The 23,622-nt window shown below is 56.0% G+C and carries 25 protein-coding genes; 14 read left to right on the plus strand and 11 right to left on the minus strand.

The window, feature by feature from the left end; genetic code table 11:
* Positions 1-440: 440 nt before the first annotated feature.
* Positions 441-1,586, minus strand: coding sequence for an alpha-D-ribose 1-methylphosphonate 5-triphosphate diphosphatase (locus tag ROA7450_RS05725; protein ID WP_085804736.1), 1,146 nt, complete (start codon positions 1,584-1,586; stop codon positions 441-443).
* Entirely contained in the window at positions 1,586-2,281 is a 696-nt protein-coding gene (locus ROA7450_RS05730; protein ID WP_234999453.1) for an esterase/lipase family protein, read from the minus strand. Before ROA7450_RS05730 ends, ROA7450_RS05725 begins: the two co-directional genes overlap by 1 nt.
* Positions 2,282-2,370: 89 nt before the next feature.
* On the opposite strand from ROA7450_RS05730, the gene ROA7450_RS05735 reads away from it, so the two are divergent.
* Positions 2,371-2,820 carry an NUDIX domain-containing protein gene (locus ROA7450_RS05735; protein WP_085804738.1) on the plus strand — a complete coding sequence of 150 codons (450 nt, stop codon included), beginning with the start codon at positions 2,371-2,373 and terminating at the stop codon, positions 2,818-2,820.
* Here ROA7450_RS05735 and ROA7450_RS05740 read toward each other — a convergent pair.
* Genes ROA7450_RS05740 through ROA7450_RS05750 form a run of 3 tightly spaced genes read right to left on the minus strand, consistent with a single transcriptional unit; the run spans position 2,817 to position 5,048 of the window.
* Entirely contained in the window at positions 2,817-3,665 is an 849-nt protein-coding gene (locus tag ROA7450_RS05740) for a DMT family transporter (protein WP_085804739.1), read from the minus strand. The two genes, ROA7450_RS05735 and ROA7450_RS05740, sit on opposite strands and share 4 nt — an antisense overlap.
* The gene (locus ROA7450_RS05745; protein WP_234999454.1) at positions 3,665-4,153 is read right to left on the minus strand and encodes a GNAT family N-acetyltransferase; all 489 of its coding nucleotides are present in this window, start codon (positions 4,151-4,153) and stop codon (positions 3,665-3,667) included. The genes ROA7450_RS05740 and ROA7450_RS05745 overlap by 1 nt, the downstream gene beginning before the upstream one ends.
* 1 nt (position 4,154) lies before the next feature.
* Positions 4,155-5,048, minus strand: a complete 894-nt coding sequence (locus tag ROA7450_RS05750) for a DMT family transporter (RefSeq protein ID WP_085805039.1) — start codon at positions 5,046-5,048, stop codon at positions 4,155-4,157.
* 265 nt (positions 5,049-5,313) lie between these two features.
* Between ROA7450_RS05750 and ROA7450_RS05755 the strand changes: the two genes are divergently transcribed.
* From ROA7450_RS05755 to ROA7450_RS05765, 3 genes are all read left to right on the plus strand, one after another.
* Complete coding sequence (locus ROA7450_RS05755) at positions 5,314-6,486, plus strand: aspartate aminotransferase family protein (protein WP_085804740.1); 1,173 nt, start codon at positions 5,314-5,316, stop codon at positions 6,484-6,486.
* Between the two features lie 71 nt (positions 6,487-6,557).
* The gene (argF, locus tag ROA7450_RS05760; RefSeq protein ID WP_085804741.1) at positions 6,558-7,484 is read left to right on the plus strand and encodes an ornithine carbamoyltransferase; all 927 of its coding nucleotides are present in this window, start codon (positions 6,558-6,560) and stop codon (positions 7,482-7,484) included.
* 363 nt (positions 7,485-7,847) lie between these two features.
* A complete protein-coding gene (locus ROA7450_RS05765; RefSeq protein WP_085804742.1) occupies positions 7,848-8,873 on the plus strand; it encodes a helix-turn-helix domain-containing protein in 1,026 nt (341 codons plus the stop codon).
* Positions 8,874-8,907: 34 nt separating this feature from the next.
* Here ROA7450_RS05765 and ROA7450_RS05770 read toward each other — a convergent pair whose 3' ends face one another.
* The gene (locus ROA7450_RS05770) at positions 8,908-9,510 is read right to left on the minus strand and encodes a nicotinate-nucleotide adenylyltransferase (protein WP_085805040.1); all 603 of its coding nucleotides are present in this window, start codon (positions 9,508-9,510) and stop codon (positions 8,908-8,910) included.
* A 122-nt stretch (positions 9,511-9,632) separates the two neighbouring features.
* On the opposite strand from ROA7450_RS05770, the gene nthA reads away from it, so the two are divergent.
* The 3 genes from nthA to ROA7450_RS05785 are packed head-to-tail and all read left to right on the plus strand — an operon-like array spanning position 9,633 to position 11,251.
* Positions 9,633-10,274: a nitrile hydratase subunit alpha gene (gene nthA / locus ROA7450_RS05775; RefSeq protein ID WP_085804743.1), complete on the plus strand. Its 642-nt coding sequence runs from the start codon at positions 9,633-9,635 to the stop codon at positions 10,272-10,274.
* A gap of 1 nt (position 10,275) precedes the next feature.
* Positions 10,276-10,929: a nitrile hydratase subunit beta gene (gene nthB, locus ROA7450_RS05780; RefSeq protein WP_085804744.1), complete on the plus strand. Its 654-nt coding sequence runs from the start codon at positions 10,276-10,278 to the stop codon at positions 10,927-10,929.
* A complete protein-coding gene (locus tag ROA7450_RS05785) occupies positions 10,922-11,251 on the plus strand; it encodes a nitrile hydratase accessory protein (protein WP_159454006.1) in 330 nt (109 codons plus the stop codon). The genes nthB and ROA7450_RS05785 overlap by 8 nt, the downstream gene beginning before the upstream one ends.
* On the opposite strand, the gene ROA7450_RS05790 is transcribed toward ROA7450_RS05785, so the two are convergent.
* Positions 11,252-12,580 carry an alpha/beta hydrolase gene (locus ROA7450_RS05790; RefSeq protein WP_085804746.1) on the minus strand — a complete coding sequence of 443 codons (1,329 nt, stop codon included), beginning with the start codon at positions 12,578-12,580 and terminating at the stop codon, positions 11,252-11,254.
* Between the two features lie 79 nt (positions 12,581-12,659).
* On the opposite strand from ROA7450_RS05790, the gene ettA reads away from it, so the two are divergent.
* The 4 genes from ettA (at position 12,660) to ROA7450_RS05815 (ending at position 16,858) form a co-directional block, all read left to right on the plus strand.
* Positions 12,660-14,327, plus strand: a complete 1,668-nt coding sequence (gene ettA / locus ROA7450_RS05795) for an energy-dependent translational throttle protein EttA (protein WP_085804747.1) — start codon at positions 12,660-12,662, stop codon at positions 14,325-14,327.
* 755 nt (positions 14,328-15,082) lie between these two features.
* Positions 15,083-15,940 (plus strand): DUF7946 domain-containing protein, encoded by an 858-nt coding sequence (locus ROA7450_RS05805; RefSeq protein WP_085804749.1) that lies wholly within the window; start codon positions 15,083-15,085, stop codon positions 15,938-15,940.
* A gap of 95 nt (positions 15,941-16,035) precedes the next feature.
* On the plus strand, positions 16,036-16,605 hold the full coding sequence (locus ROA7450_RS05810; RefSeq protein ID WP_085804750.1) for a DUF4329 domain-containing protein: 570 nt from the start codon (positions 16,036-16,038) through the stop codon (positions 16,603-16,605).
* A gap of 67 nt (positions 16,606-16,672) precedes the next feature.
* Positions 16,673-16,858, plus strand: a complete 186-nt coding sequence (locus tag ROA7450_RS05815; RefSeq protein ID WP_085804751.1) for a CTP synthetase — start codon at positions 16,673-16,675, stop codon at positions 16,856-16,858.
* Between the two features lie 1,037 nt (positions 16,859-17,895).
* Here the strand turns inward: ROA7450_RS05815 and ROA7450_RS05820 are convergent.
* From ROA7450_RS05820 to ROA7450_RS05830, 3 genes are read right to left on the minus strand one after another with little or no spacing between them, the layout of a single operon-like run.
* On the minus strand, positions 17,896-18,408 hold the full coding sequence (locus ROA7450_RS05820) for an HdeD family acid-resistance protein (protein ID WP_085804752.1): 513 nt from the start codon (positions 18,406-18,408) through the stop codon (positions 17,896-17,898).
* A 16-nt stretch (positions 18,409-18,424) separates the two neighbouring features.
* Positions 18,425-18,940 carry an HdeD family acid-resistance protein gene (locus tag ROA7450_RS05825; RefSeq protein ID WP_159454007.1) on the minus strand — a complete coding sequence of 172 codons (516 nt, stop codon included), beginning with the start codon at positions 18,938-18,940 and terminating at the stop codon, positions 18,425-18,427.
* Between the two features lie 34 nt (positions 18,941-18,974).
* Positions 18,975-20,786, minus strand: a complete 1,812-nt coding sequence (locus ROA7450_RS05830; RefSeq protein WP_085804754.1) for a glycerophosphodiester phosphodiesterase family protein — start codon at positions 20,784-20,786, stop codon at positions 18,975-18,977.
* Positions 20,787-20,906: 120 nt separating this feature from the next.
* On the opposite strand from ROA7450_RS05830, the gene ROA7450_RS05835 reads away from it, so the two are divergent.
* Positions 20,907-21,350: a hypothetical protein gene (locus tag ROA7450_RS05835; protein WP_085804755.1), complete on the plus strand. Its 444-nt coding sequence runs from the start codon at positions 20,907-20,909 to the stop codon at positions 21,348-21,350.
* Here ROA7450_RS05835 and ROA7450_RS05840 read toward each other — a convergent pair.
* On the minus strand, positions 21,347-22,108 hold the full coding sequence (locus ROA7450_RS05840; protein WP_085804756.1) for an alpha/beta fold hydrolase: 762 nt from the start codon (positions 22,106-22,108) through the stop codon (positions 21,347-21,349). The two genes, ROA7450_RS05835 and ROA7450_RS05840, sit on opposite strands and share 4 nt — an antisense overlap.
* 91 nt (positions 22,109-22,199) lie before the next feature.
* On the opposite strand from ROA7450_RS05840, the gene ROA7450_RS05845 reads away from it, so the two are divergent.
* The gene (locus ROA7450_RS05845) at positions 22,200-22,574 is read left to right on the plus strand and encodes a hypothetical protein (RefSeq protein ID WP_085804757.1); all 375 of its coding nucleotides are present in this window, start codon (positions 22,200-22,202) and stop codon (positions 22,572-22,574) included.
* A gap of 72 nt (positions 22,575-22,646) precedes the next feature.
* Positions 22,647-23,570, plus strand: coding sequence for a PhzF family phenazine biosynthesis protein (locus ROA7450_RS05850; RefSeq protein WP_085804758.1), 924 nt, complete (start codon positions 22,647-22,649; stop codon positions 23,568-23,570).
* The last annotated feature ends 52 nt before the right edge of the window (positions 23,571-23,622 follow it).

The raw sequence follows: 23,622 nt of genomic DNA on the forward strand, positions 1-23,622 counted from the left end.
TTGTCTCAGTCTGCAATCTCCTTACAAGCATCTATGAAAATATAATCAAAAATTAGGAAGCTATTTATTGCGCCATATGTGTTTGCGTGTGCTTTGGTTACCTATTTAGGAAGCAAGCTCGTGATCTGGGTCGAGAAACGCAATCTAACAGTTCCACCCGGGCATTCTGTTTGGGTAAGTTTCCTTTTTGGTGAGGATTAAGCGCGCCAATCAGCACAGTAGTTCATTTCACTAATTCGATATTTTCTGAAAAAATTACCCATATAATATGAAAATACTTTCATTTATCGAATAATTTGTAAGTTTATTTGGTAGTTTTGCTTTTACGGTGCCGTATTGGGTGGGTTTCATCAAAGGTATTGGCCGACAGCTTAGTCATATGTGGAAAAGTGAACTCAAACACTTCCTTTTATAACCTCAAAAACGGCCCCAACCACCACTCATCCAATAAACCGCCGCGCCACCTCGCCGCGCATATGGCTGACCTGACCGCCGGAGATCGTGGCACAGACATCGCGGCTCTCGGCGTCAAGAATAACCAGATCGGCCCGCTGACCAACTGCCAGTTCGCCGCGATCTACCAAACCAAGTACGCGCGCAGGCCCGCTTGAAATCATCCCCCAGGCCCCGGCAAAGTCCAACACGCCCGCCTCGGCCAGAAAAAACGCAGCCCGGCGCATTGATGGATAGTGATAGTCTGACGCCAGCCCATCGCACAGCCCCATGGTGATCAGGTCCAACGCGCTGGCGTTACCATTGTGCGAGTTGCCTCGCACCACATTTGGCGCGCCCATCACCACGGCATCTCCAGCCTGTCGTGCCGCCTCTGCCGCCTCAACCGTTTCCGGGAATTCAGCAATATGCACTCCCATCGCATGCCAGTCCTGCCGCTGCACCTTAGTTCGGTCATCATGGCTGCCCAAGCGTACACCCATGTCGCTTAGCTGATCCGCAAGAATTTCCAACGCAGCTGGCACTTCATCCATCCGTGAATGCAACATCTGCATATAGGCCAGATATTTCTCAGGGTTCTGCCCGATCCGAAGCGCCTGCCCAGTCAGGCGCTTGGGGCGCTTACCCTTTTCCAGAACGTCATGCTGCAGGTGGTCATTGAACACCACATAGGGGATATCAAACCGCTCCACCATATCGCGCGCGGCGTCGTAATCCTCCAGCATCGGCGTCTCGAACCGTAACTGCGTACGTAGGTCAGTGGCCAAACGCGGCTGCACATCGCGCACAGCGGAAAACACCCGCTCGGCAAAGGTTGGGCCGCGCATGCCGCCTTCCCAGCTATAAAACTGCGCCAGTGTAGCCGTGGTGATGCCATTGGCCGCCAGTTCCGCTTCGGCCGCAACAACACCCAGCCCCATGTCTTTCATCGCGCCGCGTCGTGGGGCTAGATGCTTTTCAAACCCGTCACCATGGGCATCGACCATGCCCGGCAGCACCATAAATCCACTCAGGTCAACCTCGCGCATCGGCGCGTCATCCATGATTCGCCCTTCGGACAGGCACACCACCTGCTCGCCATAGCCCTCTGGCGTCAACGCCTTGGCACCGACCAGCCGAAGATCCGGCAGCATCAGTCCTCGTCGCCCCAAATAAGGTCGGTCAAATCCAGTTCGGGATCAAACTGCCCAGTGCTGAGAAAGTGTCGTGTCTGCGCGATAACCATCGGGTTGTTCATCATGAAGGTATGGGTGACGGGTAAGGTGATATGGTCGCTCATACCGTCTACACGCGTCGATGCAACCGAAACTTTGCCATCATCCGGTCCTTCTATAAGGGTAGAGAAGTAGGGGTTGAGCGACCGCGTCCCCGCAATGACCCCCAAATCAAAGTCCACCGATGGTAACTGTTCGGGCACGCCCTCGGGTCCAGTAACCAATTCCCCCCCGGCTGGTCCGTTCATCCACTGAAAGAGTTCGATGCCTCCCAATTCGTCCACTACCTCTGATCCATGGTTCGGGGGGGCCAGCATAACCACGCGGCCCAGATTTTCGGGGCGGTTGTCGCGCAGCCATTCGCGCAGCATAATCCCCCCCATTGAGTGGGTCACGAAATTCACCTGCTGATCGCCGCATGACGCCATCGCAGCGGGCAAAGTGGTATCGGCCAACTCCTCGATATGCTCTTTGGTTGATGGATACTCAGGCGCTATCACCATGTAACCATCGCGCTCCAACACCTGCTGCATGACCAAAAACGAAGCCTCAGTGCGCGCCAACCCATGCAAAAGCACGGCGCATTCTGCCGCAGCAGAGACCGGGAGAAACATACACGCTATAGACACCAGTACTCTCATACCCCTTGAGATAGGCTTAAAACACGCGTTACAAAACCCCTCAAACAATGTGACGAGGGGTCATGTCCACCTACCAATCTGTTCGGCTGGCCGTGCGCGCCCTCATTCTTCAGAGCAACCGCCTTTTGCTGGTCAACGCCTATGCCGACCAGACATCCGATCTTTGGTGCGCCCCCGGTGGCGGGGTTGAAGCAGGTGCGTCCCTGCCCGAAAATCTCAAACGCGAGGTTCTTGAGGAAACCGGATTGCAAATCGATGTTGGCGCGCCCTGTCTAGTTAACGAATTCCACGACCCCAAGCGCGGTTTTCATCAGGTCGACGTCTATTTCCGCTGCCGCGTCATCAGCGGTGTGCTGGATAACGACTGGCAAGACCCGGAAAACATCGTCAACCGCCGCCGGTTCTTCTCAAGTTCTGAACTGGAATCCATCCGCTTCAAACCCGACAGCTTGCCACAGGTCGCCTTCTCCGACAGCATCCTCTACGACCCACTGGAAATGATCGTGCCTTAGCGGCGCGGCCGCTGGACAGACACCACAACACCCCCCAACACCAGCACCGCCGCCACAACAAACTGCCACGTCAACGCCTCGGACAGCAGAACCATGCCTCCGGCCATTGCAATCACCGGCACCGTCAGTTGTGCCACTGCCGCCACGGCGGCGGGCAACTTCGGCAACACACTGTACCACAGAGCATAGCCCATACCCGAGGTCACAGCCCCCGATAGCACCGCTAACCAGATCCCAGAATTCGATGCGTCAGCAATCCCCTGCGTGCCCTGCGTCACCAACATCAAAACCACCCCAACGGGTGTGGCCCAGATGAAATTCGCCGCCGTCGCTTGCAGCGCATCGCCACCCCGCCTACCGTTCAGTGAATACAGCCCCCAGCCGAAACCAGCCAATGCCATCAAACCACCGTGCATGGGGCTGATTTCTGCACCACTTCCCGGCCACAGTAACCACGCCAACCCGGCAAACGCCAAGCCCGCCCCAAGCCACCGTCGCGGTGGCACCAGTTCCCGCAAGACCAAGGCCCCGGCGAACATTGTAATCTGCACCACGCCAAACAGCACCAGCGCGCCCAACCCGGCGTCCAAGCTGTCGTAGGCCAGTGAAAACCCAAAAATATAGAGCAGCAGCGAGACAACGCCCAGCGCTCGCCCCGGCCCGCGCAAGGCCAGCCCGTCACGCAATGCGAAACACAAAATCGCCAGCATCACCGCCCCGGCCAACAGCCGCACCGCGCCAAAGCTCACTGCATCAATCGCGTCCTCGGCCAGTGCCATCCGGTTCAGCACCGAATTGGCGGCAAAGGCCAGCATTGTCAGCGCGGTGAGCAAGAACAGTCGCATTACAAACCGTCAAACGCTTTGGGATAGATCAGTTCAGCCTCCGGTGCATCCTCCCCCGGCCCGGCCAGCAAGGTGTGCTCAATCGGATAGGGCGATTTCAACAGCGCTGCGCGTTCAGAATCGAAGCCAGCGCGCGCATAAAATCCAGCCTGCCCAAGCACCACCACCGTATTATGCGACGCCTGCGCCCAAGCTGACAGCATGCCGATCATCCGCCGGCCATACCCACGACCCTGAACATCTGGGTGCACAGCAACTGGCGCCAGACAGAGCCAGCCTTTGGGTGCAACAAACTGCGACAGCGCGTAGTAGCCAACCAGAGAGCCCTCCAACGCCATCACCATCTCCCCGGCAATCACCCGATCCTTGCGAAGCTTCTGCACCAGACGCGCTTCATCATCTCCGCCAAAGGCCAGACGTAACAGCTCTTCGACCTCGCCTTCTTCTCCACGTCGCATCTCTCGGCTAAAATCCGGCCCTTTGACCACCTCACACCTCCTTACGCGTGCGCGCCACACCTTCGCGCCACGCCAACAGCGCCGCGCCAGTCAGGATCGTCATTGCTCCGAAAACGGACACCCAATCCGGAATCACCCGAAAGATCACCGCATCATAGAGCGCGGCAAACACCAGGGCCGCATAAAAAAACGGCGCCACAAAACTTGCATCCGCACGCGCCATCGCATTGACAAAACAGGCCTGCGCCATTGCCATCAACACGCCAATGCCAATCAAAGCCGCCCATTGCGCAGGTGTCGGCATCTGCCAGACAAAAAGCACGGCCACCGTCGCAATGCACAACCCGATCAGGTTGTTCACCAGCAACACCTGCAACGGCTTCTCGCGCCCGGCCAGCAACTTGATCAATATAAGTTCTGCTCCCAGCAACAGCGCCGACCCCAGAGCCAGCAAGGCCCCCGCCTGTATACTACCCGCGCCGGGCCGCGTCAGGATCGCTGCTCCGACCAGCGCCACAATCGCTGCGAACCAGCGCCACTTGCCAACCTTCTCACCCAAAAACGGTATCGCAAGCATCATCCCGAACACCGGGTTCAAAAAACTGATCGCGGTCGCATCCGACAGCGGAATGAAGGCGGCGGCAGCAAACATAAAGGTCACCCCTCCCCAACCCAGTGCAGAACGGCCGATATGCAGCTTTAGATTCGGTCGGGTGAACTTTGGCCGCAACACCAGCACGCTGATCCCGATCGCTATCAAGGCAAACAAGAACCGTCCGTGGCTGATCTGCAACGCATGCATCTCAGGGCCCAACACGCCAGTTCCCAGCGCCTTCGCCAGCAAAGTGGTCCCCGCCGCAAAAGCCGAAGCCGCTAGTGTCAGGCATGCGGCCATAGCCGGATTATGCGCAGGGCGTTCAGACATGTCCCAGCAGTGGCGGCAAACACGCGTTTCGACAACCCCGAAAGCACCGCTGCAAAATTTTTCTTTCCCAAGCAGACTCAACTCGCTAAAGGGGCATCATGAACAAACGCATGACATATACTGCTACCCGACGCCGACGCATCTGCGCCTGACGTCCCGCCCGTTTGTTCCCGTGGCTCAATCCGCCACATCCCTTCATCATAATTGACATGACCGTATTGCTCAGGCACTCAGCCTGTGCCGTACCGCAAAAAGGATAACCGTAATGATCCCGTCCGTTCTGCCCACCTATAATCGTGCGCCCCTGACCTTCGTCAAGGGCGAAGGCTCTTGGCTGATCGAGGCAGACGGCCGACGTTTTCTGGATCTCGCCGCCGGGATCGCTGTGAATGCACTGGGTCACGCTCACCCAGCCTTGGTGCAGGCGTTGACGGAACAGGCCAATACCCTTTGGCACACTTCGAACCTCTATCACATCCCACAGCAAGAAACTCTGGCTGATAAGCTGGTCGAGCACACCTTTGCCGACACGGTGTTCTTCACCAACTCGGGCACGGAAACCTGCGAACTGGCGGTCAAGATGGCGCGCAAATATTGGTTCGAAAAAGGCCAGCCAGACCGCGTGAACATCCTCACGTTCGAGGGCTCGTTCCACGGCCGGTCTTCTGCCGGTATCTCTGCGGCAGCGTCTGAGAAAATGACCAAAGGATTCGGCCCGATGTTGCCGGGGTTTATCAGCCTGCCTTGGATGGATATCGACGCGGTCAAAGCGGCCATCGGCGACACTACCGCGGCCATTCTTCTGGAACCCGTTCAGGGCGAAGGCGGCATTCGCCCTCTGCCCGACGAACTGCTCAAGGACATCCGTGCACTTTGCGATGAACATGGGTTGCTCCTGATCCTTGACGAAGTGCAATGCGGTGTCGCCCGCACCGGGCGGCTTTTTGCCCATGAATGGGCGGGCATCACGCCTGACATCATGATGGTCGCCAAGGGTATAGGCGGCGGCTTTCCTCTGGGTGCGGTACTCGCCACCGAAGACGCGGCGCAAGGCATGACCGCGGGCACGCACGGTTCTACTTATGGCGGCAATCCACTGGCCTGTGCAGTCGGCTGCGCCGTGATGGATCACGTCACCGACCCCGTATTCCTTGAGAACGTCAACCGTAAGGCTGGCCTGCTGCGGCAAAAGCTCGAAGGTCTGGTGGCCTCCCACACTGAAGTGTTCGAGTCTGTGCGCGGCAGCGGTCTGATGCTCGGCCTTAAATGCAAGGTTGCCCCCGGGGATGTCGTCAACGCCGGCTACGATCAACTGATCGCCACCGTGCCCGCCGCCGACAATGTGGTGCGCCTGTTGCCCCCGCTCACAATCACCGACGACGAGATCGCCGAGGCCATCTCCCGCCTCGATGCAGCCGCGAGCCAACTGGGATCCTGATTTCATCTGACCAACAATATCTCGGGGTAGGAGGGGCAGTGCCCCTCCCCCGTCAACCGAAAGTATCCGACATGAACCATTTTCTCGACATCTACAAAACTGATCCCAGCGACCTGCGCGGCATCATCGACAACGCCAAAGCGATGAAAGGTGCCCGTGCGGGCCGCACCCGTGGCGCGCAAGACGATGAACAGCCGCTGGCCGGTCATATGGTTGCGCTGATCTTTGAAAAGCCCTCCACCCGGACACGGGTGTCGTTTGATGTCGGCGTACGCCAAATGGGCGGCCAGACCATGTTGCTGTCGGGCACCGAAATGCAACTGGGCCATGGCGAGACAATTGCCGATACCGCCCGCGTGCTTAGCCGCTATGTCGATCTGATCATGATCCGCACCTTCGATGAATCTGTCCTGATCGAGATGTCAGAATACGCCGATGTGCCGGTCATCAATGGTCTCACTGATCGCACCCACCCCTGCCAGATCATCGCCGATGTTCTGACGTATGAGGAACACCGCGGCCCGATCAAAGGCAAAAAAGTGGTCTGGTCCGGTGACGGCAACAACGTCTGCGCCTCCTTCCTGCATGCCGCTGGCCAGTTCGGTTTTGATCTGACTTTCACCGGCCCAGCACAGCTCGATCCAGAAGACGAATTCATCGGGCTGGCCCGCAACGCCGGCAGCAACATCCGTATCGAACGCGATCCGTTCAAAGCCGTCGAAGGCGCCGATCTGGTGGTCACTGACACCTGGGTCTCGATGCACGACAGCCAATCGACCAAGGAACGCCGCCACAATTTGCTGCGTTCTTATCAGGTCAACGAAGAGTTGATGTCCCATGCCAAACCGGATGCACTCTTCATGCACTGCCTGCCCGCCCACCGCGAAGAAGAAGCCACCAGCGCCGTCATGGATGGCCCGAACTCAGTGGTTTTTGACGAAGCCGAAAATCGCCTGCACGCGCAAAAAGCCATCATGCGCTGGTGCCTCGGCGTTTAAGTCCACCTCGCGCGAGGTCGTATTCTACTGTAAAAAGCGGCACCGGATTTGACATCCGGTGCCATTGGTAAATACGGCGTCTGCTATACAGAGGCGTCCATTCCTCTGCATCCGTGAATGGTGTGTTCCGACGCCTTTCTAAACCAAATGAAGTTGTTGAATGTGATTTCTAACGAATCTTGATCATAAAATGGTGGGTTCTTGACGTATCGTTTTTTGAATGTGAGCCATTTTGTTTCGAGAGGATGCCATTCTCAAAAAACATCAGTTCCTATGCGAGTTCGAACTCACATGCTATTATCGTTATCAATACCTTAACGTTTGAATTCTTCACATGTTTAAAAGCGAAAATTAGAGCAGCTCATGCCGACCTCACCCAAGGAAATGGTTTCAGCCCACCGTCTTAGCCACCTAGCGGCAGAGTTGAAAAGACGAACGAACGATCCAACAGCTTTGCCACGCGCCCTTCAAGCAGCAAATTTGTCTAAAAACGATTTAGGGCAAGAAGGCCATCAGATTTACGCCGAGGATGAGGCACGCTTCATTCAAGAGGCCGTCGCAATCGTCCAGGACAAGACGTTTGCGGCAACCGCAGGTTTGAATTTCACAAAAAACACCAGCATTCCGGTCTATATTGCTAAGTGCTCCGAGAACCTGAGAAGTGCTTTGCAAAATGCCTCGCGATACACTGTGCTGGCGGACGGGCATTTCACTTACCATACTGAAACCTCAGAAGATGACGTGACCATCATTTTGTGTGAATACAATCCTTTTCTGGAATTCGGTGACCGCGTTCGTGAATTTATGGTGTTCACCATTTTGACCGCAATGCGAAACCTGACGGGTCGCAGCTTCAACCTTCGTGAAATCAAGTTTTCACATGAACCACCAGACTGTCATGATGCAATCGCAAGACTCGCAAAATGCCCAGTCGTGTTTGGCGCTCGCCGGACAGAGCTCAAGTTATCTAACGCGATATTGGATTTGCCTTTAACAACGTATGATCCAAGTTTGCTTCGGCACCTGGAACGTTACGGTGACTCCCTCCTTGCGGAGTTGAAACAGCCCGAACCGAGTTTGCGCTTGCGGGTGGAGGCGCTCTTGATCGATCACTTGCCTGAACGTCTATTGCCCGCCCCCGAAGTGGCCGCAGAGCTAGGGCTGAGCAGTCGAACATTCACTCGGCGGCTTTCACAGGCTGGTCTGACATTTTCCGGTATATTGGACGAACTGCGCGGAAAACTGGCGAAAACCTATCTGGCGCAAAGCGAGACCTCGATATCACAGATTGCTTTTCTGCTAGGCTACGCAGACCAAGCCGCATTTACCACCGCCTTCAAACGATGGTCTGGGCAAACGCCCAAGGCCTATCGTGAGACATCAATCTAAAGAATGTTTCGCCGAGCACGCTCAATAGCTGGGCTTATTGTGTCCATGCCCCTTTCTGACGCAAGTGCGTTGAAGAAATGTCCATCATTGGCACATTCACAAAGCACCACGCCGGGGGTTGTTGATGCCCCAGCACCCGACTATCCCGCATATCAAGGCGGGCAAAATCATACATCCGAGCCGCCTTGGACATACGGGCTGAAATACGCTGCCCTGGGCGTGCCAGCACGCCTATTGGCACGCATTTCATGATCTGTCGCCAATCCTGCCATTGATCAAACTGCGCCAGATTATCTGCGCCCATCAACCAGACAAACTGCGCAGCCGGGCGCGCCTTTTGCAGCGCAGCCAAGGTCTGCGCCGTATACCGCGTGCCTGCTTGTGCCTCAAAATCGCTCACATGAATACGCGGATGACGCACCAAGGTACGACAGGCCGCCATGCGCTTTACCAATGGCGCAGGCCCGTGTTTCTTCAGCGGATTACCCGGGCTGACCAGCCACCAGACCTGATCCAGTCCGAACCGCTTCAGCGCCTCGCGACTAATATGCACATGCCCCGCGTGCGGCGGATCATATGATCCGCCCAACAAACCAATGCGCTGGTTCGGACTGTGATATGGTAAGTCAAACGTCATTGTCCCTCTTTCACCAGCCGCACCTTCGTTGTCCAGCATTTTCACACACTGGGATGTGCGTTGACATGCAATCCCCACCAGACCTACGTTCAACTCACCTCTGATCAGCAAAGGCCAGATCCATGTCCACCTATGATCCTGAAAAAGCCGCGCAAATTCATCGTGATCTTCACACTCATCTGCCGCCAGACCCGGCGCTTAGGGTTAAGACGCTCGAAAGCCTCGTGGTTGAGCGTGGCCTTGTTCAGCCCGAGATCGTTGATGCCTGGGTCGAGGCCTATTCCGAACACATCGGCCCCAAACGTGGTGCGCAAGTCGTCGCCCGCGCCTGGACGGACCCAGAGTTCAAGGCACGCCTGATGGCAGATGCTTCTGAGGCCATCAAGGATTTCGGCTTTGAGGGTCACGCCACCGGCCACCTCAAGGCCATTGAAAACACAGACACGCAGCACAACCTTGTCGTCTGTACACTCTGTAGCTGCTACCCCTTCTCAATCCTTGGCATGTCCCCTGCTTGGTACAAATCATCCGAATACCGTGCCCGCGCCGTGCGTGAGCCGCGCAAGGTATTGGCGGAATTTGGCGTCACCCTTGCTAAAGACGTTTCTGTCCGCGCCTGGGATTCCACTGCTGAGGTGCGCTATATCGTGATCCCCCAACGCCCCGCAGGCACCGAAGGCTGGGATCAAGACCGGCTCGCGGCCATTGTCAGTCGAAACTCGATGATCGGCACCGACCGCGATCTAGATACAGGAGGCGAATGACATGGACTCCCTCCACGATCTTGGTGGCAAAGAGGGCTTCGGCCCCATCCCTATTAAATCAGGCGATGCCGGTTTCAGCCACGAGTGGGAGCGCCGCATGTGGGCACTGAACCTCAATCTGCGCGGCAACACCGGTAGCATCGACTGGTTCCGCCACGGTTTGGAGCTGATGGTCCCCAAGGACTACATCACCTATGCCTATTTCCACAAATGGTGTGCCAATATCCTGATGCTATTGATCGATGCCGGTTACTTTACGGTCGAAGACGCTGCAAAAGCCGCCAAAAACCTTCGCAACCAAGATCCCACCGGCAAAGCCCCAAGCGTAACCGAGCTGCTCGAAAATTATCGAATCCGTAATACCGACTTCACCGTCACACTCGACACGCTCCCCCGCTTCGCCCTCGGCGACGCCGTGCAGACCAAACGTTTCGCCCATTCCGGCCATTCCCGCCTGCCCGCCTACGCCCGTAATCGACAAGGGAAGGTCATTACCTATCACGGCGCGCATTTGCTCGCCGACGACGGGGCCAAGGGCAATCATTTGGGTGAACACCTCTATACCGTTTCCTTCGCTGCCCCAGAGCTTTGGGGCCTAGATGCTGACCCGCGCGATACGGTCACGCTTGAGCTGTGGGAGAGTTACTTTGTTTAACCCCGACGATCCCCTCGCCCCACCAGAAAAGGCCTTTGACCAGCCCTGGCAGGCGCAGGCACTGGCGCTGGCTGACACGATGGTCCGCGCGGGTCATTTTACGCCAAACCAATGGGCACAAACCCTCGGTGCTGCTCTCTCAAAATCAGAACAAGACGGAGCCCCAGACAACGCGGAGACCTATTACAACGCCGTTATCACCGCGCTGGAACAACTGACCGAGGCCCATACCGACATCACCGCCCCCCAGCGCCAAGTGCGCCGCGCCGCTTGGGAAGCCGCCTATCTTCGCACCCCACACGGACAACCCGTTAAACTCTGATCAGCGTTCCGGTCCGGATAGATCCAAAATCTCTGGCAATTCTTCCCCGGGATAGTTCTGATGCAACGCCCAGGTCGCGACACCCGCTGGTTCCAGTGGTCGGAACTCGGTCCCGGGTAATTGCCTGGTCCGCAGTGCCAGTACGATATCCGACATCACGGCCGGGTTCTCTCGGAAATAGGAATGGCCAAGTTCTCCACGTGAATCTTCAACCAGAATGTAATGCACCGTCCCCGTGCGCGCCGCGTTCTGAATCTGCGCGTCCGTGAAACTATCTGCGTCAATCCCGCCAAGACGTGTGGTCTTGCCAATCACTTTAGACAACGCCAAAGCGCTATCATCAGGGTTGGCATAGATGCTGACTTGCTCAAAGGCTTCTGCAAAGCGCTCTGCCACTAGCCTTTGCTGCGTCACGCCAATATCCAGATCCGGCGCGGCCATCACCAAAATTCCGGTCTTGAGGGCCTGTTTCGGTACCTGCCCCGACGCCCGCGCCTCGATCAGCAATTCCCTCAGCGCACTTGTGATCACCACATTGCCACGTGAATGCGCCACGATATCGATGGTTTTGACCTCCGGAATGCTCGCCAGCATCCGCAAATATTCCTTCACATGAAAGACCGAAAATTCACCCGACTCCACATCACGAAAATAGGCCAGCGGTCCGGTGTTGCCCGCCGGCCAGGAATAGACCATCGGCAAGCTCTGGCGCCCGGAATAATGCCAGATGTTGGCCAACGCCCCGATGCCATCGTTAAAGTCGTTATTGAACCCATGGATATAGACCATCACCCGGTCCAGCCCATGCGTCCGCAAACGCTTGCCAATCTCACTCGCCATCACGTCACGGCGCTGATCATAGGCCCGCTGCGCCTCATCCCGCACCACCAAACGCCTACCCTGCCGCTCAATCGGCAACGGCGTCTCCGGGAAGCGGGCGATCTCTTGCATGTACACCGGGTCCAGCCGCGTCAGACCTCGGTTATCGTCGGAATGGGTCCGTTCAATCAGATCACCCCAATCCTGCAAGTCGCCATATTCCACCAGACTGACGCCAAAGGCCATCGAATCGCTGCGCGAACTGCCATAACTTGTGATCGCTCCATCTTCCGCACGGTCCGGCTTGCGGTCTGTGACATAAAGGATCTCGGTTGTTATGCGCCGCAAGCCCTTGGGGACCTTGCGTGCGGGATAAAGATCTCCGGTTTCAAAGGTATAAAGATTAGGCGCCGGGGCCAGAATTTCGGTTGTATTGAACCCCGCGCAGGCTGCCAAACACAGCATCACCACCCCTAAGGCCATCTTTTTCGCATATTGAAGGCCTTTCATGATGATTTCCCTGTTTGAATTTACCGCCCGCCCCGGTTACATGCGGGTTGGTTTATCTTAGTCCGAAGAGAGCACAGACATGGCAGCCTATCAATACGTCTATCACATGCAGGGTGTTTCCAAGACATACCCCGGCGGCAAGAAATGCTTTGAGAATATCCACCTCAGCTTCCTGCCCGGCGTAAAGATCGGCGTGGTCGGCGTGAACGGTGCCGGTAAATCCACCCTGATGAAAATCATGGCTGGCCTTGATACCGACTTCACCGGCGAGGCCTGGGCGGCCGAAGGTGCCAAGGTTGGCTACCTGTCGCAAGAGCCACCGCTGGACGACAGCCTTACAGTGCGTGACAACGTCATGCTTGGCGTCGCCAGCAAAAAGGCCAAGCTCGACCGCTTCAACGCCATCGCCATTGAGATGGCCGAGAATTACTCTGATGAGCTGATGGAGGAAATGACCGCGCTGCAAGACCAGATCGACGCGGAAAACCTCTGGGATCTCGATGCACAGATCGACATCAGCATGGAGGCCCTGCGCTGCCCACCAGATGACGCAATGCCCGGCAATCTGTCTGGTGGTGAGCGTCGCCGCGTCGCCCTGTGCAAACTGCTGCTCGAAGCGCCAGAAATGCTGCTGCTGGACGAGCCGACCAACCACCTTGACGCCGAAACCATCGCCTGGCTGCAACAGCACCTAATCGATTACAAAGGCACCATCCTGATCGTTACCCACGATCGCTATTTCCTTGACGACATCACCAGCTGGATTCTGGAACTCGACCGGGGTCGCGGTATCCCCTATGAGGGCAACTATTCCGCATGGCTGGAACAAAAGGCAAAACGCCTTGCGCAGGAAGCCCGCGAAGACAAATCCAAGCAAAAGACGCTGGAACGCGAGCTGGAATGGATGCGCCAGGGCCAAAAGGCCCGTCAGGCCAAATCAAAAGCCCGGATCGCCGCCTATAACGATCTGGCCAACCAGTCCGAGCGTGAAAAGATCGGCCGCGCCCAGATCGTCATTCCCAATGGCCAGCGCCTTGGAGGTAAGGTGATCGAGGTTGAAAACCTCAACAAGGCGATGGGCGACAAACTGTTAATCGAAGACCTGACCTTTAGCCTGCCCCCGGGCGGCATTGTCGGCGTTATCGGCCCCAACGGCGCGGGTAAATCCACGCTGTTCAAAATGCTGACCGGACAGGAAAACCCGGACAAAGGCACCGTTGAATTTGGCGATACCGTGCAGCTGTCCTATGTCGACCAGTCCCGCGATGACCTCAACGATGGTGACACCGTGTGGGAGGCGATCTCTGGCGGTGCGGAAATCATCCAATTGGGTGACGCGCAGGTCAACTCGCGCGCCTATTGCTCGTCGTTCAACTTCAAAGGCGGCGACCAGCAGAAAAAACTCTCGCTGCTGTCAGGTGGTGAACGCAACCGCGTCCACATGGCGCGCCTGCTGAAAGAAGGCGGCAACGTCCTGCTGCTCGACGAGCCGACCAACGACCTGGACGTTGAAACCCTGCGCGCGCTGGAAGACGCGCTGGTCGACTTCGCCGGCTGCGCCGTGGTCATCAGCCACGACCGCTTCTTCCTCGACCGGATCTGCACGCATATTCTGGCGTTCGAGGGCGACGCCCATGTCGAATGGTTCGAAGGCAATTTTGAGGACTACGAAGAAGACAAAAAACGCCGCCTCGGCCCGGATGCTCTGGAGCCCAAACGCCTGAAGCACAAGAAGTTCGCGCGGTGAGACGCCTTACATTAAGGTTGTTCACCACTTAGTAATAACGCCTTTACATTGTCTCAAAATGCAATCAACCTTAGAGAAATAATCTCTCTAAGGTTGATACATGCTAACGTTCTCCCTCAATACTTTTATCAAAATTTGCCTTTTAGATACCGGCGGTAGGATATCGGAAATTCAAAGGAAGCTGGATAACAGCGGCGGATACGATTTCTACAACTCATTTCAGAGAGCAATGCGGGCCTCTCTAAATGGTATGCCAGAAAATCACATCGACAACATCCTGAACACCCCTTCAAAAGAAGTCGAACGGAAACACAATTCAAAAGCTTTTCGTATAGTCAAAGGCAAGTTTGGAAATATCCGGTCTATATAGGAGGTTACTTCGAAAAAGTCACTGAAGATTAGATCTTCCGGTATTCAAATTTCTGTAGACCCACTTTTCAGGTTCGAGAAATCTGGATCAATCAAAGTGTATTCAGTTTGGCCCACTCAAAACCCTGAACTAACCCAAAGATACGCTGCTGTAGCATGCTACATAATGCGTGAAGCATACAAAACATCCACTTTGGCGAATGCAAACTTTCACTACTACGATTGTGTGAGAGAAAAATCATACTCCGAAAAGCAGATATCAAACAACACAAGCCTAATCTTCAATGCCGATATTGCGAGTATAGGGAATTTAATAAAGGAGCTCTGAACACAGAGTGCCTTTATGCCCAAAGGCAGAAGTATTTATTACCTTGAGGAAATTAAACTTGGCTCATCTTGCTCAACACAAAATTAAGATTCGTTACACTGGCGGGCTGGCTGATCAGAATACGCTTCCGGCGTATGATGGAGCTACCTCTATAGATGGAATTACTCGAGCACTTCACATTGCCACGCATGCCTACATGACAGGTGAAGTTGTATCTCGAGCAACTGCGCTCAGGGGAGCCTCTTTGGTGTTGAAACCTGCTCGCCCGGGTAGTTTCATTTTTGAAATCATAGCCCTTTTAGAGGCTAATCCCGCAACAACCGGCGCCGCTGTTGGATTGGCCGCTGCGCCATTTTACGACTTCATCAAAACAGCATTCAAGCGTGCAACAGGTTGGTTAGATGCGGAACCAGAAACACGGCATTTACAAAAGTTATACGAGCGGAAGCAACCACCTAATTTATTAAAAGCGCCAGCTGATTTGGATGAATTAGCCGAGACGTTGGAAGGCAGCCTTCAAGCTGCGCATCGACCAATAGGCGCAGAAGGAACGATTGGCTCGATAGAGATCGGCAGCTCGCGTCAAAATCTATTAACTTTCGATGAAGAATCAAAAGGTTGGGTCAATACCCGAGAAGAGGCTGCAGCGCTAACCGTCTACCAAGGGAACATAACTCGATACAACGCACTCTCTAGAAATGGTCGGGCCTTCATTGACCAGTTAGGCCGAGTAATCCCACTCCGACCTGATGGAGACTTTCCCGTCGGCGATCTTTCGCATCTGACTTGGTCACTTCATGGAAGCAACGTAGGAGCTAGAAACAAGCTCTTATTGAGGGCTCGAACAGTCACGTCGGCAAATGGTAAAGTAAAGAGGTTACTACTTTCTGACTGCCAACGTGCTCCCGAAACTTAAGAAAGCCTGCTGTAACCTCTCTAGCGGCATCATGGAGGGTGCCAGCCCACCATTCCCCCATTGCCACCCTGCCCCCCCTCCGCCATAACTAACTCATGTCATTTGCAAAACTCCCCCTGCTGGCCATCGGGCTGACGTTGCTCATCACCTGCTCTGGATTGGAAGATCCAGGAGCAGTTCGGAACCGCAGCACACCGCAGACGGCCGAGGAGATTGCCTTTGCCAAATCCGTGTTGAACGACTTGCAAGCTCAGTCAATTGCACAGAACCGCGAATTCTGCGGCTTTATCGGCCTTGATGAGGATGGTGACTATATCTCGACCACGCCGACCCGCGGGCGCAAGGGATCTTGTCAGCCAGAAAGGGAAGATGACTTTGAACCGCTTGCCTCGTTCCATACCCACGGGGCGCATTCGGCGGATTATGACAGTGAATTGCCCTCAACCGATGACCTACTGGCCGATATGGACGAGGGAATTGACGGCTACATCGGCACCCCCGGCGGGCGGGTCTGGTTCAACGATTCATCCGAAGAGAGTGCCATGATGCTCTGTGGCGAGCGCTGCATCAATTCAGATCCGGGATATGACCCGAACGATGCCCCGCCCCCGGCCAAGGAATACGATCTGGACGGTCTTTATGACCGCGAAAACAGCCCGATCTGATCTGGATCAAGGCTCCTTGCCCGCGCCAACGCTATCATGACGACACATCAACACTTGGAGGTGTCTCATGTTCCGACTGGCCGCAATTCTGCATCTGTTCATCGGCTCCACCCTTGCCGGGTCCGGGGTCATCGCTGCCCTCGTTTCGGGCTTTGACACGCTCTATGGAATTTCCATTGCTGCTGCGTTGGGGTTTCTGGCGTCCTTCCCTATTACCCTCCTGGTCGCCAGAAAGTTGACTGTACAGCAATAGTCGGCCTGCACCGGCCGACCTTTCGGGTGGTAGGGTGGCACAATGGGCCACCCGACTGCCCGTTTTTGAGGGCATTTCATCCAATTTGCCTATAAACCCCTTCGCAGGTGCAGCAAATCGGACGCGAAACGATATTTTCGTTTAAAAACCACTTATCCTTTGGCAACTGCCCCATGCGGCACGGCAAATCCAACTTATCCACAGGATTTTCCAGCCAGATATCAACAGGTTATCCCCAAGAAATTTCAATGCTGCAGTGCTATTTTCTTGCCAGAATCGCACCTCTGGGCAAAGTTAAACCCATCGCAGCGGTTCAATGAACCAACGCGGTTCGCAGATCTCCCCCGGATCTTTGATCTGGGTCTGGATGCGGCGGGTTGCGGGTCCTTCGGGATTAACGCCCCTCCGCACCGGATTATGGAAGCGGCCCGGTCGTGAGGGTCTTCGGATCACCACGAGCAGGCAGTCTCCGTTAGGCGCTTTGCGGGCCACAAGCCACCTTCGGGCGGGGCGTGGCGGCGGTGGGTCTCCGGATCTGCTGCACTTGCGGTGAGCCTCCGGGTTTGCTGCAACCGTGGTAGATCTTCGGATCTGCTGCACACGCGGTGGACCTTCGGGTGTACTGCAACCGTGGTAGGTTTTCGGATCTGCTGCACAAACTGGATCGGTGCCTCTTGGGGTGCGTTGATCCGGCGAGGCGTCAGGGTGTGGAGCAATCCACGATGCAAAGACCGCGTCTGAGCACCTGACGCCTTTTCCTTTTTTGGCCACCACTCCATAGCGAATTACATCTCAGATAAACGGGCAGTGACACGAAAACGGGGTTCAAAAGCGTTTTGGCTTTTGAACCCCGTCGTCAGTTGATGCTGTTTTCCGCGTCTATGCACCTGTGGGCTTAGGCATAGCCGAAGAAGGTCAAAAAATCAACAGTATGTTGTTACGTGCATGTCCCAAGCCACCAAACTTATGCACGCCGTCAAAATATAGAGTAAGGAAAACCCCGTTCAAAGCTTTGAACGGGGTTCTTGGTTTTAAGATTATGCACCGGTTTTCTTTTTTCGACGCAAAGACAGGATTATCAGCGTCACACCCAGCGCCAGAAGCTCCAGTGCCACAATCAAGCCAAGGGCGATTCCCAAACCGCCCAAGAGGACAATCACCCCCAGAACAGCGGACACGGCCGCGGCCATCATGATGTATTGCGCAAGGCTATCTTCCTTGATTTCCCGTGCCGCCATGAACTTTCCAATACCGGCTCCAACCAGCAATCCCCCTACGATCCAGCGCAGAACGGTGCCATCGCCAAACGGGCCCAGCACCAACGAAAGCCCCAGAAACAGCGCAACAGCCGCCCCCAGAATGGCCCCACCGCGCGCCTTGAAGCCCTCGCTGGTATAAGCCGCATATCCTTGCAGCCCACCAACAACCAGCAGCCCCCCGCCGACCAGAACTTCAGTCGTCGTGCCCGCAGCGCTTGGATTGATCAACGCCCACACGCCGCAGACCACCGCAATAATTCCGGCCAGCAGCCATAACATCCAATGTTTCATATCCTCTCTCCTTGTGTCAGGCCGCCTTGCGCGATGCTAGCGACAGAACAATCAGCGATACGCCGTTTGAAATCAGCTCGATTGCCAGGAAAAGACCCAGGACAACCGTCGCCGACTGCGGGAAATTCGCCAGGATCATGCCACCCAGCAACAATGAAATGATCCCCGAAATAATCAGGATCATCCGTACCTGCCCGCCATCAACCGCGAAGGCCATGAGAATGCGAAAGATACCCGCCGCCAGCAGCAAAATGGCCGCTGCAAAGGTCAGCGTTAATGTGCCTTTCAAAGGTTCTCCAACAATGTGGAAGCCCAAGAACAGCATCACCAAACCAAACAAAATCGCCCAGATCCGACCGCCCCAACCCTCGGTTTGAAACGCCGACACCATGGTCAGCGCACCGACCACCATAAACATATACCCCGCCAGCAAGGTTGCCGAGAAGGTCGCCGCCAACGGATTTGCCAAGGCAAAAAAACCACCCAGCAAAGATATGATCCCAATGATCAGCCAGAGTCCCCAATTTTTCATCGTTCTTCCTTTCACAATGTCCTGTTGCGCCCCACTATGGCGACGCGTCTCGATAGATTTTCTCTGGGCTGGCAAAGCCCACGACATCCGCCACTTCAACAAGCAAACGTTCAACCACACTCATTTCGCTGCGGGCCTTGATGACCTGATGCGCCAGCCCTGGCTCATCGGTGATCAGCCCATCCACACCGCGCGACAGCATCTGCGACATTGTCATCGCGTCATTGGGCGTCCAGACATACACGTCCTTTCCTGCCGCTTGCGCGCGGGCAATGAACCCGGGCGAGGCAATCGCGCTATTCACCGCAAGAAAGTCCGCATCATATTGTGACAGATCTCCGATTGCCGTCGCAGCAAGCAGACCGCGCCGCCATTCCGGACGCACACGTTTGATGTCCTCAACCTGCTGGGTCTTGAGCGACATCACGGCAGTCCGATCAACCATGCCGGCCTCTTCGATCACCTCTGCCACCCGTTCGGCCAGTTGATCGTCGTGGCCATAGTATTTCAGCTCAACCAGCACCTTTGCCCGCCCTTTGGCCAGCAACAGCACATCACGCAGGGTCGGCACGCGTTCACCAGCGTATTCCGGGGCAAACCAACTGCCGATATCGATATCAGCCAGATCTTCGGCTGTGGCGTTCCAAACCTTGAGTGGATTTCCCGCCAGCTTCATGAAATCACTATCATGCACGACGATAACCTCGCCGCCCGCATCCTCCTGCACGTCGATCTCGAGCCAGTCCGCGCCCTGCACGATCCCCTCTTCCATAGCCGCCAGTGTATTTTCTGGCCGCACTCCTGCGGCCCCTCGGTGGGCGATCACCACGACCTCTTCGACCGTACGTGCCTGTTGCAACAACGCCCAGCCCGTGCCAGCGCCTGACACCACGATAAACCCCGCCATCGCCCAAAGCAGCACCCCGGCAAACCGGTCCCCATCCGCGTCAAACGCAGGCATACGCGGGATGATCTGTTCGCTCAGCGTGTCAATTGCGGCGGCAAGAACGCCTGCACTCACCGCCCCGCTCAGCAAAAGCAAAGCGCCCCAAAGCAGCAGACTGAGAAATGCCAACACCGCCACCCGCGCCAGACCGGCATCCACCGGCGGAGCTAACAGCTGCACACCTACCGCTATCAGCCACGCACTCAACAGCGCCACTAAAACTGACGTCCCAGCCCAAACAGCAATCGCAAGCCCCACCTGAAACCTGCGACCTCGAGTCAACGCCACACTTTGGGCAAAGCTGCGCCTTGGGCTGCATTCGGTAAACAGGATCAGCGGTAATGCCATCACCCACCCAGCCAAGAGCCACAGCAAAGCCAAAACCAACGCCACCACCAGTGGCGCGGCATAGACAATCGCGCGGATGAACTCGGGTGGATGGGTGCTTAGGTAATAATTGATGTCATAGTCGCCGATCTGGCTGAACACGATCCAGGCGATCAGCCCTGCTGCCGGCAGAACAACAGCGAATACCCGCAGGATCAGCCACCCGGCAAAGACACAGACCGCCACAAACTTCTGCCGCAGCCGCGCAAACACCGCCCGCACCGAACTTGCGCCGCGAAACTCGATCAGCAGGCCTGACAGTTCCAGAACCGAGGCGGCGATGATGATCGCCCCCACCACGACCAGCAGGCCAAAACCCAAGGGTGAAACCAAGTACTTCGCGATATCCTGATCGGTCAGCGCGGCTTTGCCCGAAAAGGACACGGCCAGTTGAATCACCGCCTGGCACAGGGGGAAAATCACCGCAGTTGATAGGGCCACGAACAGAATATGCAGCATCAAAATGCTGCGCCGCTCACGCCACGCCTTGTGCAAGATGGCTTTCATCTGCATTCCGGTCCCCAATATCTTCGCGCGATCTACACAACGAATTATCCGTTATACGCGAACAGACTCGCAGAAGATCACAAAATTATCAATTGTTTTCAATTTTCTGCGTAAATTGGCTATCATATGAAATTGTCGCACCCTGCACATGTCAGCCAGCAAAAGGCACCGATCATGACCCAACGCTCTTTTCCCAAAACCTTGCGTGATCTCGCGCTCGCCTTGCTCAATGCCACGGTGATGCTGGTGATCATCGCCCTGATCTGCGCCACCTTCATGCTGCGCGAACTCAATGAACTGCGCGACAGCGCCGCTGAAATCGCCCGCACCGCCCTTGCCCCGCAAAGCGAACGTCTGAACCAGATTCGCGACCGCGCCGACCGTCTTGAGGCGAGATTAGCCGCAGCAGACACCGTTGAGATGATCGAGATCCGGGATGAGGTCCGTGCCCTGCGTGAGGCCCTGCCCGAATTGTCCGATGTGGCTGAGCTCAGCACCCGCGCCTTTGCAGATCAATTGCTTAACTCCCTCGCCGCGCGTCTCCAATCCGTGACCGGAAATCATCTTTAATCCCGGTTCAGCCAAGCCCGCACTGCCGCCTCGAATTCTCGCGGCTTTTGGGCGTGCAGCCAATGTCCTGCACCGGGGATTTTCATAAACTTGGCTGCCGGAAACAGAGCCTTAATTCGGTCGCGATACTCTGGCTTCACGTAATCCGATTGGGCCCCTGACAAGAACAGCACCTGCCCGTTGTAAGCGCCATCCAGATCGGGAAAGCCCATGATCTCCGGCATCTCCGCCTCAAGCGTCTCAAGGTTCAGCACCCATCGCTTGTTCGGCGCATCCAGCGATTGCAGGAAAAATGAAACCAGCTGCGGGTCATCCACATAGGTCTCCAGCATCGGCACCGCATCAGTCTTGCGGCTGACCTTGGACAGGTCCACCGATTGCATCGCCTTCACATATTGCAGTTGCGTATGCGAATACGCCACCGGCGCGATATCCGCCACGATCAGCCGGTTGATCAATTCGGGTTGCGTCAACGCCAGCGTCATCGACGCCTTGCCCCCCATCGAATGGCCCAGCACATCATACGGTCCATCCAATGATCGCAGAACCTCCGCAAGATCCTCGGCCATCTCGGGGTAATTATGCGTCTTTGTCCATTTGCTGGCCCCATGGTTGCGCATATCCACCGCAACCACATGTCTCTCGTCCGACAGGCGCTTGGCAATCACGCCCCAGTTCCGACCTGAGCCATACAGCCCATGCACAATTACAAGGCCGGGTTTCTCCGTCGGGGCGCCGTGTTCGATCATATTCAACATGTCATCTTGATAGCCGTGCCACCCAGAACCTGCCAGCCCCCTATTGAGACCTGCATCGAAAGCCCCTAAATTCAGCACCGGAGGACTGCCCGTGATTGACGTCGACAAACTGGACCAGCGCACCAAACGCCTGAATGACAAGCTGAAAGAAAAGCTTGGCCTTCGCGGCAAAACGCTCGAAAAACGACTCAAACGCGCCGGTAGAACTTTGCCCAAACATCTGCGCCGCGAAGGGGCAATTATTGTTCAGGCTCAAAAACAAGTCGCCAACCCCAAAATGGCCCGCCTGATTGATCAGGCGGCATTAGACCGGTCCTTTGCCATGTTCCGGCATTATCTCAAAGACATCGACCCGGTTGAGCGCCGTAAAGACAAGATCATCAACTTCCTCGGCTTGCTGGTGTTCAATTTGGTGGTCATCGCTGCGCTCTATCTGCTCTTCCTGCTGTGGAAGGGGTTGGTTTGACGATCCCGCCTTGCCGCCCCCGGGCGCGCTGTGTCACGTTGACTGAAAGCATGACCAGACAGGGCCGCTTTCATGACAAACATCACTGATCTGCCTTTTGCGATGTATGACGCCTTTACCGATGTGCCCTATTCCGGCAGTCAGGCCGCCATCGTATTGAACGCCGGACGAATCAACACAGAAAACCGTATTCGCATCGCCCGCGAAATCGGAGTGCCTGCGACATCCTTTGTGGATCGGGTTGAAGGCACCACCGTGACCCTACAATTCTTCTCAACAGTTATGGAGCTGCCAATGTGTGGCCATGGAACGCTCTGCCTGATTACCCGGCTGATTGATGCGAACCTGCTACCCTGCGACGGGGGTAAATGGCACCACGCGGCACTTGATCTACCGAAGGGCAAAGCCACGGTTGAGTACCGTCGCAATGCCACCGGTCGAATTGAGGTGATGCTCGATGTCGCCACAGCCACATTTGCCCCCGCCGCGCTCGATATGAACAGATTGGCCACTTTTCTGGGAATCACTCCGGACCACTACTCACCTTCCCTACCGGCCGAGGTTGCTAGCGCCGATTTCGTTCATCTGTGTTTGCCGCTCCGCGATCTTGACGCGATGAACCGCCTGCACCCCGATTTTGCCGGATTGGCAGCCTTTTGCATCGAAAACGGGTTGGAAACCGTCGCCGCGTTTTCCACCGATGTCACCGCCGCTGACCGCCACCTACATGTGCGCGACTTCTGTCCCGCCGTCGGCGTTTCCGAATCTGCTGCTGCGGGCACCACCAATGCAGCGCTGGCCGTCTATCTATGCCGGCATGACCTGGTAGATCATGACGGCGCAGGCTCTTTTGAAGTCCGCGCCGAGCAAGGCCTCAAGCTGGGCCGGCCTAGCCAGATCACCAGCCGAATCACGACTTCGAACGACGGAAACACACGGCTTCAGGTTGGCGGGATTGCAACACAGGTAATTGAGGGAAAACTGAGCCTGCCATAACCTGAGAGAGGACCTTCACCCTGCAGTGATTTGTGTACGTTTTAGGTCCCAA

This window comes from Roseovarius albus (genome assembly GCF_900172335.1).
Taxonomy (GTDB): Bacteria; Pseudomonadota; Alphaproteobacteria; order Rhodobacterales; family Rhodobacteraceae; genus Roseovarius; species Roseovarius albus.

Excerpts from the sequence above, each read along its gene's own strand:
- ROA7450_RS05820 (WP_085804752.1), bottom strand. The coding sequence starts at position 18,408 with ATGAAACATTGGATGTTATGGCTGCTGGCCGGAATTATTGCGGTGGTC.
- ROA7450_RS05740 (WP_085804739.1), bottom strand. The coding sequence starts at position 3,665 with ATGCGACTGTTCTTGCTCACCGCGCTGACAATGCTGGCCTTTGCCGCC.
- ROA7450_RS05730 (WP_234999453.1), bottom strand. The coding sequence starts at position 2,281 with ATGTTTCTCCCGGTCTCTGCTGCGGCAGAATGCGCCGTGCTTTTGCAT.
- ROA7450_RS05735 (WP_085804738.1), top strand. The coding sequence starts at position 2,371 with ATGTCCACCTACCAATCTGTTCGGCTGGCCGTGCGCGCCCTCATTCTT.
- ROA7450_RS05770 (WP_085805040.1), bottom strand. The coding sequence starts at position 9,510 with ATGACGTTTGACTTACCATATCACAGTCCGAACCAGCGCATTGGTTTG.
- ROA7450_RS05765 (WP_085804742.1), top strand. The coding sequence starts at position 7,848 with ATGCCGACCTCACCCAAGGAAATGGTTTCAGCCCACCGTCTTAGCCAC.
- ROA7450_RS05830 (WP_085804754.1), bottom strand. The coding sequence starts at position 20,786 with ATGCAGATGAAAGCCATCTTGCACAAGGCGTGGCGTGAGCGGCGCAGC.
- nthA (WP_085804743.1), top strand. The coding sequence starts at position 9,633 with ATGTCCACCTATGATCCTGAAAAAGCCGCGCAAATTCATCGTGATCTT.
- ROA7450_RS05725 (WP_085804736.1), bottom strand. The coding sequence starts at position 1,586 with ATGCTGCCGGATCTTCGGCTGGTCGGTGCCAAGGCGTTGACGCCAGAG.
- ROA7450_RS05825 (WP_159454007.1), bottom strand. The coding sequence starts at position 18,940 with ATGAAAAATTGGGGACTCTGGCTGATCATTGGGATCATATCTTTGCTG.
- ROA7450_RS05840 (WP_085804756.1), bottom strand. The coding sequence starts at position 22,108 with ATGTTGAATATGATCGAACACGGCGCCCCGACGGAGAAACCCGGCCTT.
- ROA7450_RS05815 (WP_085804751.1), top strand. The coding sequence starts at position 16,673 with ATGTTCCGACTGGCCGCAATTCTGCATCTGTTCATCGGCTCCACCCTT.
- ROA7450_RS05790 (WP_085804746.1), bottom strand. The coding sequence starts at position 12,580 with ATGAAAGGCCTTCAATATGCGAAAAAGATGGCCTTAGGGGTGGTGATG.
- ROA7450_RS05835 (WP_085804755.1), top strand. The coding sequence starts at position 20,907 with ATGAAATTGTCGCACCCTGCACATGTCAGCCAGCAAAAGGCACCGATC.
- ROA7450_RS05750 (WP_085805039.1), bottom strand. The coding sequence starts at position 5,048 with ATGTCTGAACGCCCTGCGCATAATCCGGCTATGGCCGCATGCCTGACA.
- ROA7450_RS05810 (WP_085804750.1), top strand. The coding sequence starts at position 16,036 with ATGTCATTTGCAAAACTCCCCCTGCTGGCCATCGGGCTGACGTTGCTC.
- ROA7450_RS05850 (WP_085804758.1), top strand. The coding sequence starts at position 22,647 with ATGACAAACATCACTGATCTGCCTTTTGCGATGTATGACGCCTTTACC.
- nthB (WP_085804744.1), top strand. The coding sequence starts at position 10,276 with ATGGACTCCCTCCACGATCTTGGTGGCAAAGAGGGCTTCGGCCCCATC.
- ROA7450_RS05755 (WP_085804740.1), top strand. The coding sequence starts at position 5,314 with ATGATCCCGTCCGTTCTGCCCACCTATAATCGTGCGCCCCTGACCTTC.
- argF (WP_085804741.1), top strand. The coding sequence starts at position 6,558 with ATGAACCATTTTCTCGACATCTACAAAACTGATCCCAGCGACCTGCGC.
- ettA (WP_085804747.1), top strand. The coding sequence starts at position 12,660 with ATGGCAGCCTATCAATACGTCTATCACATGCAGGGTGTTTCCAAGACA.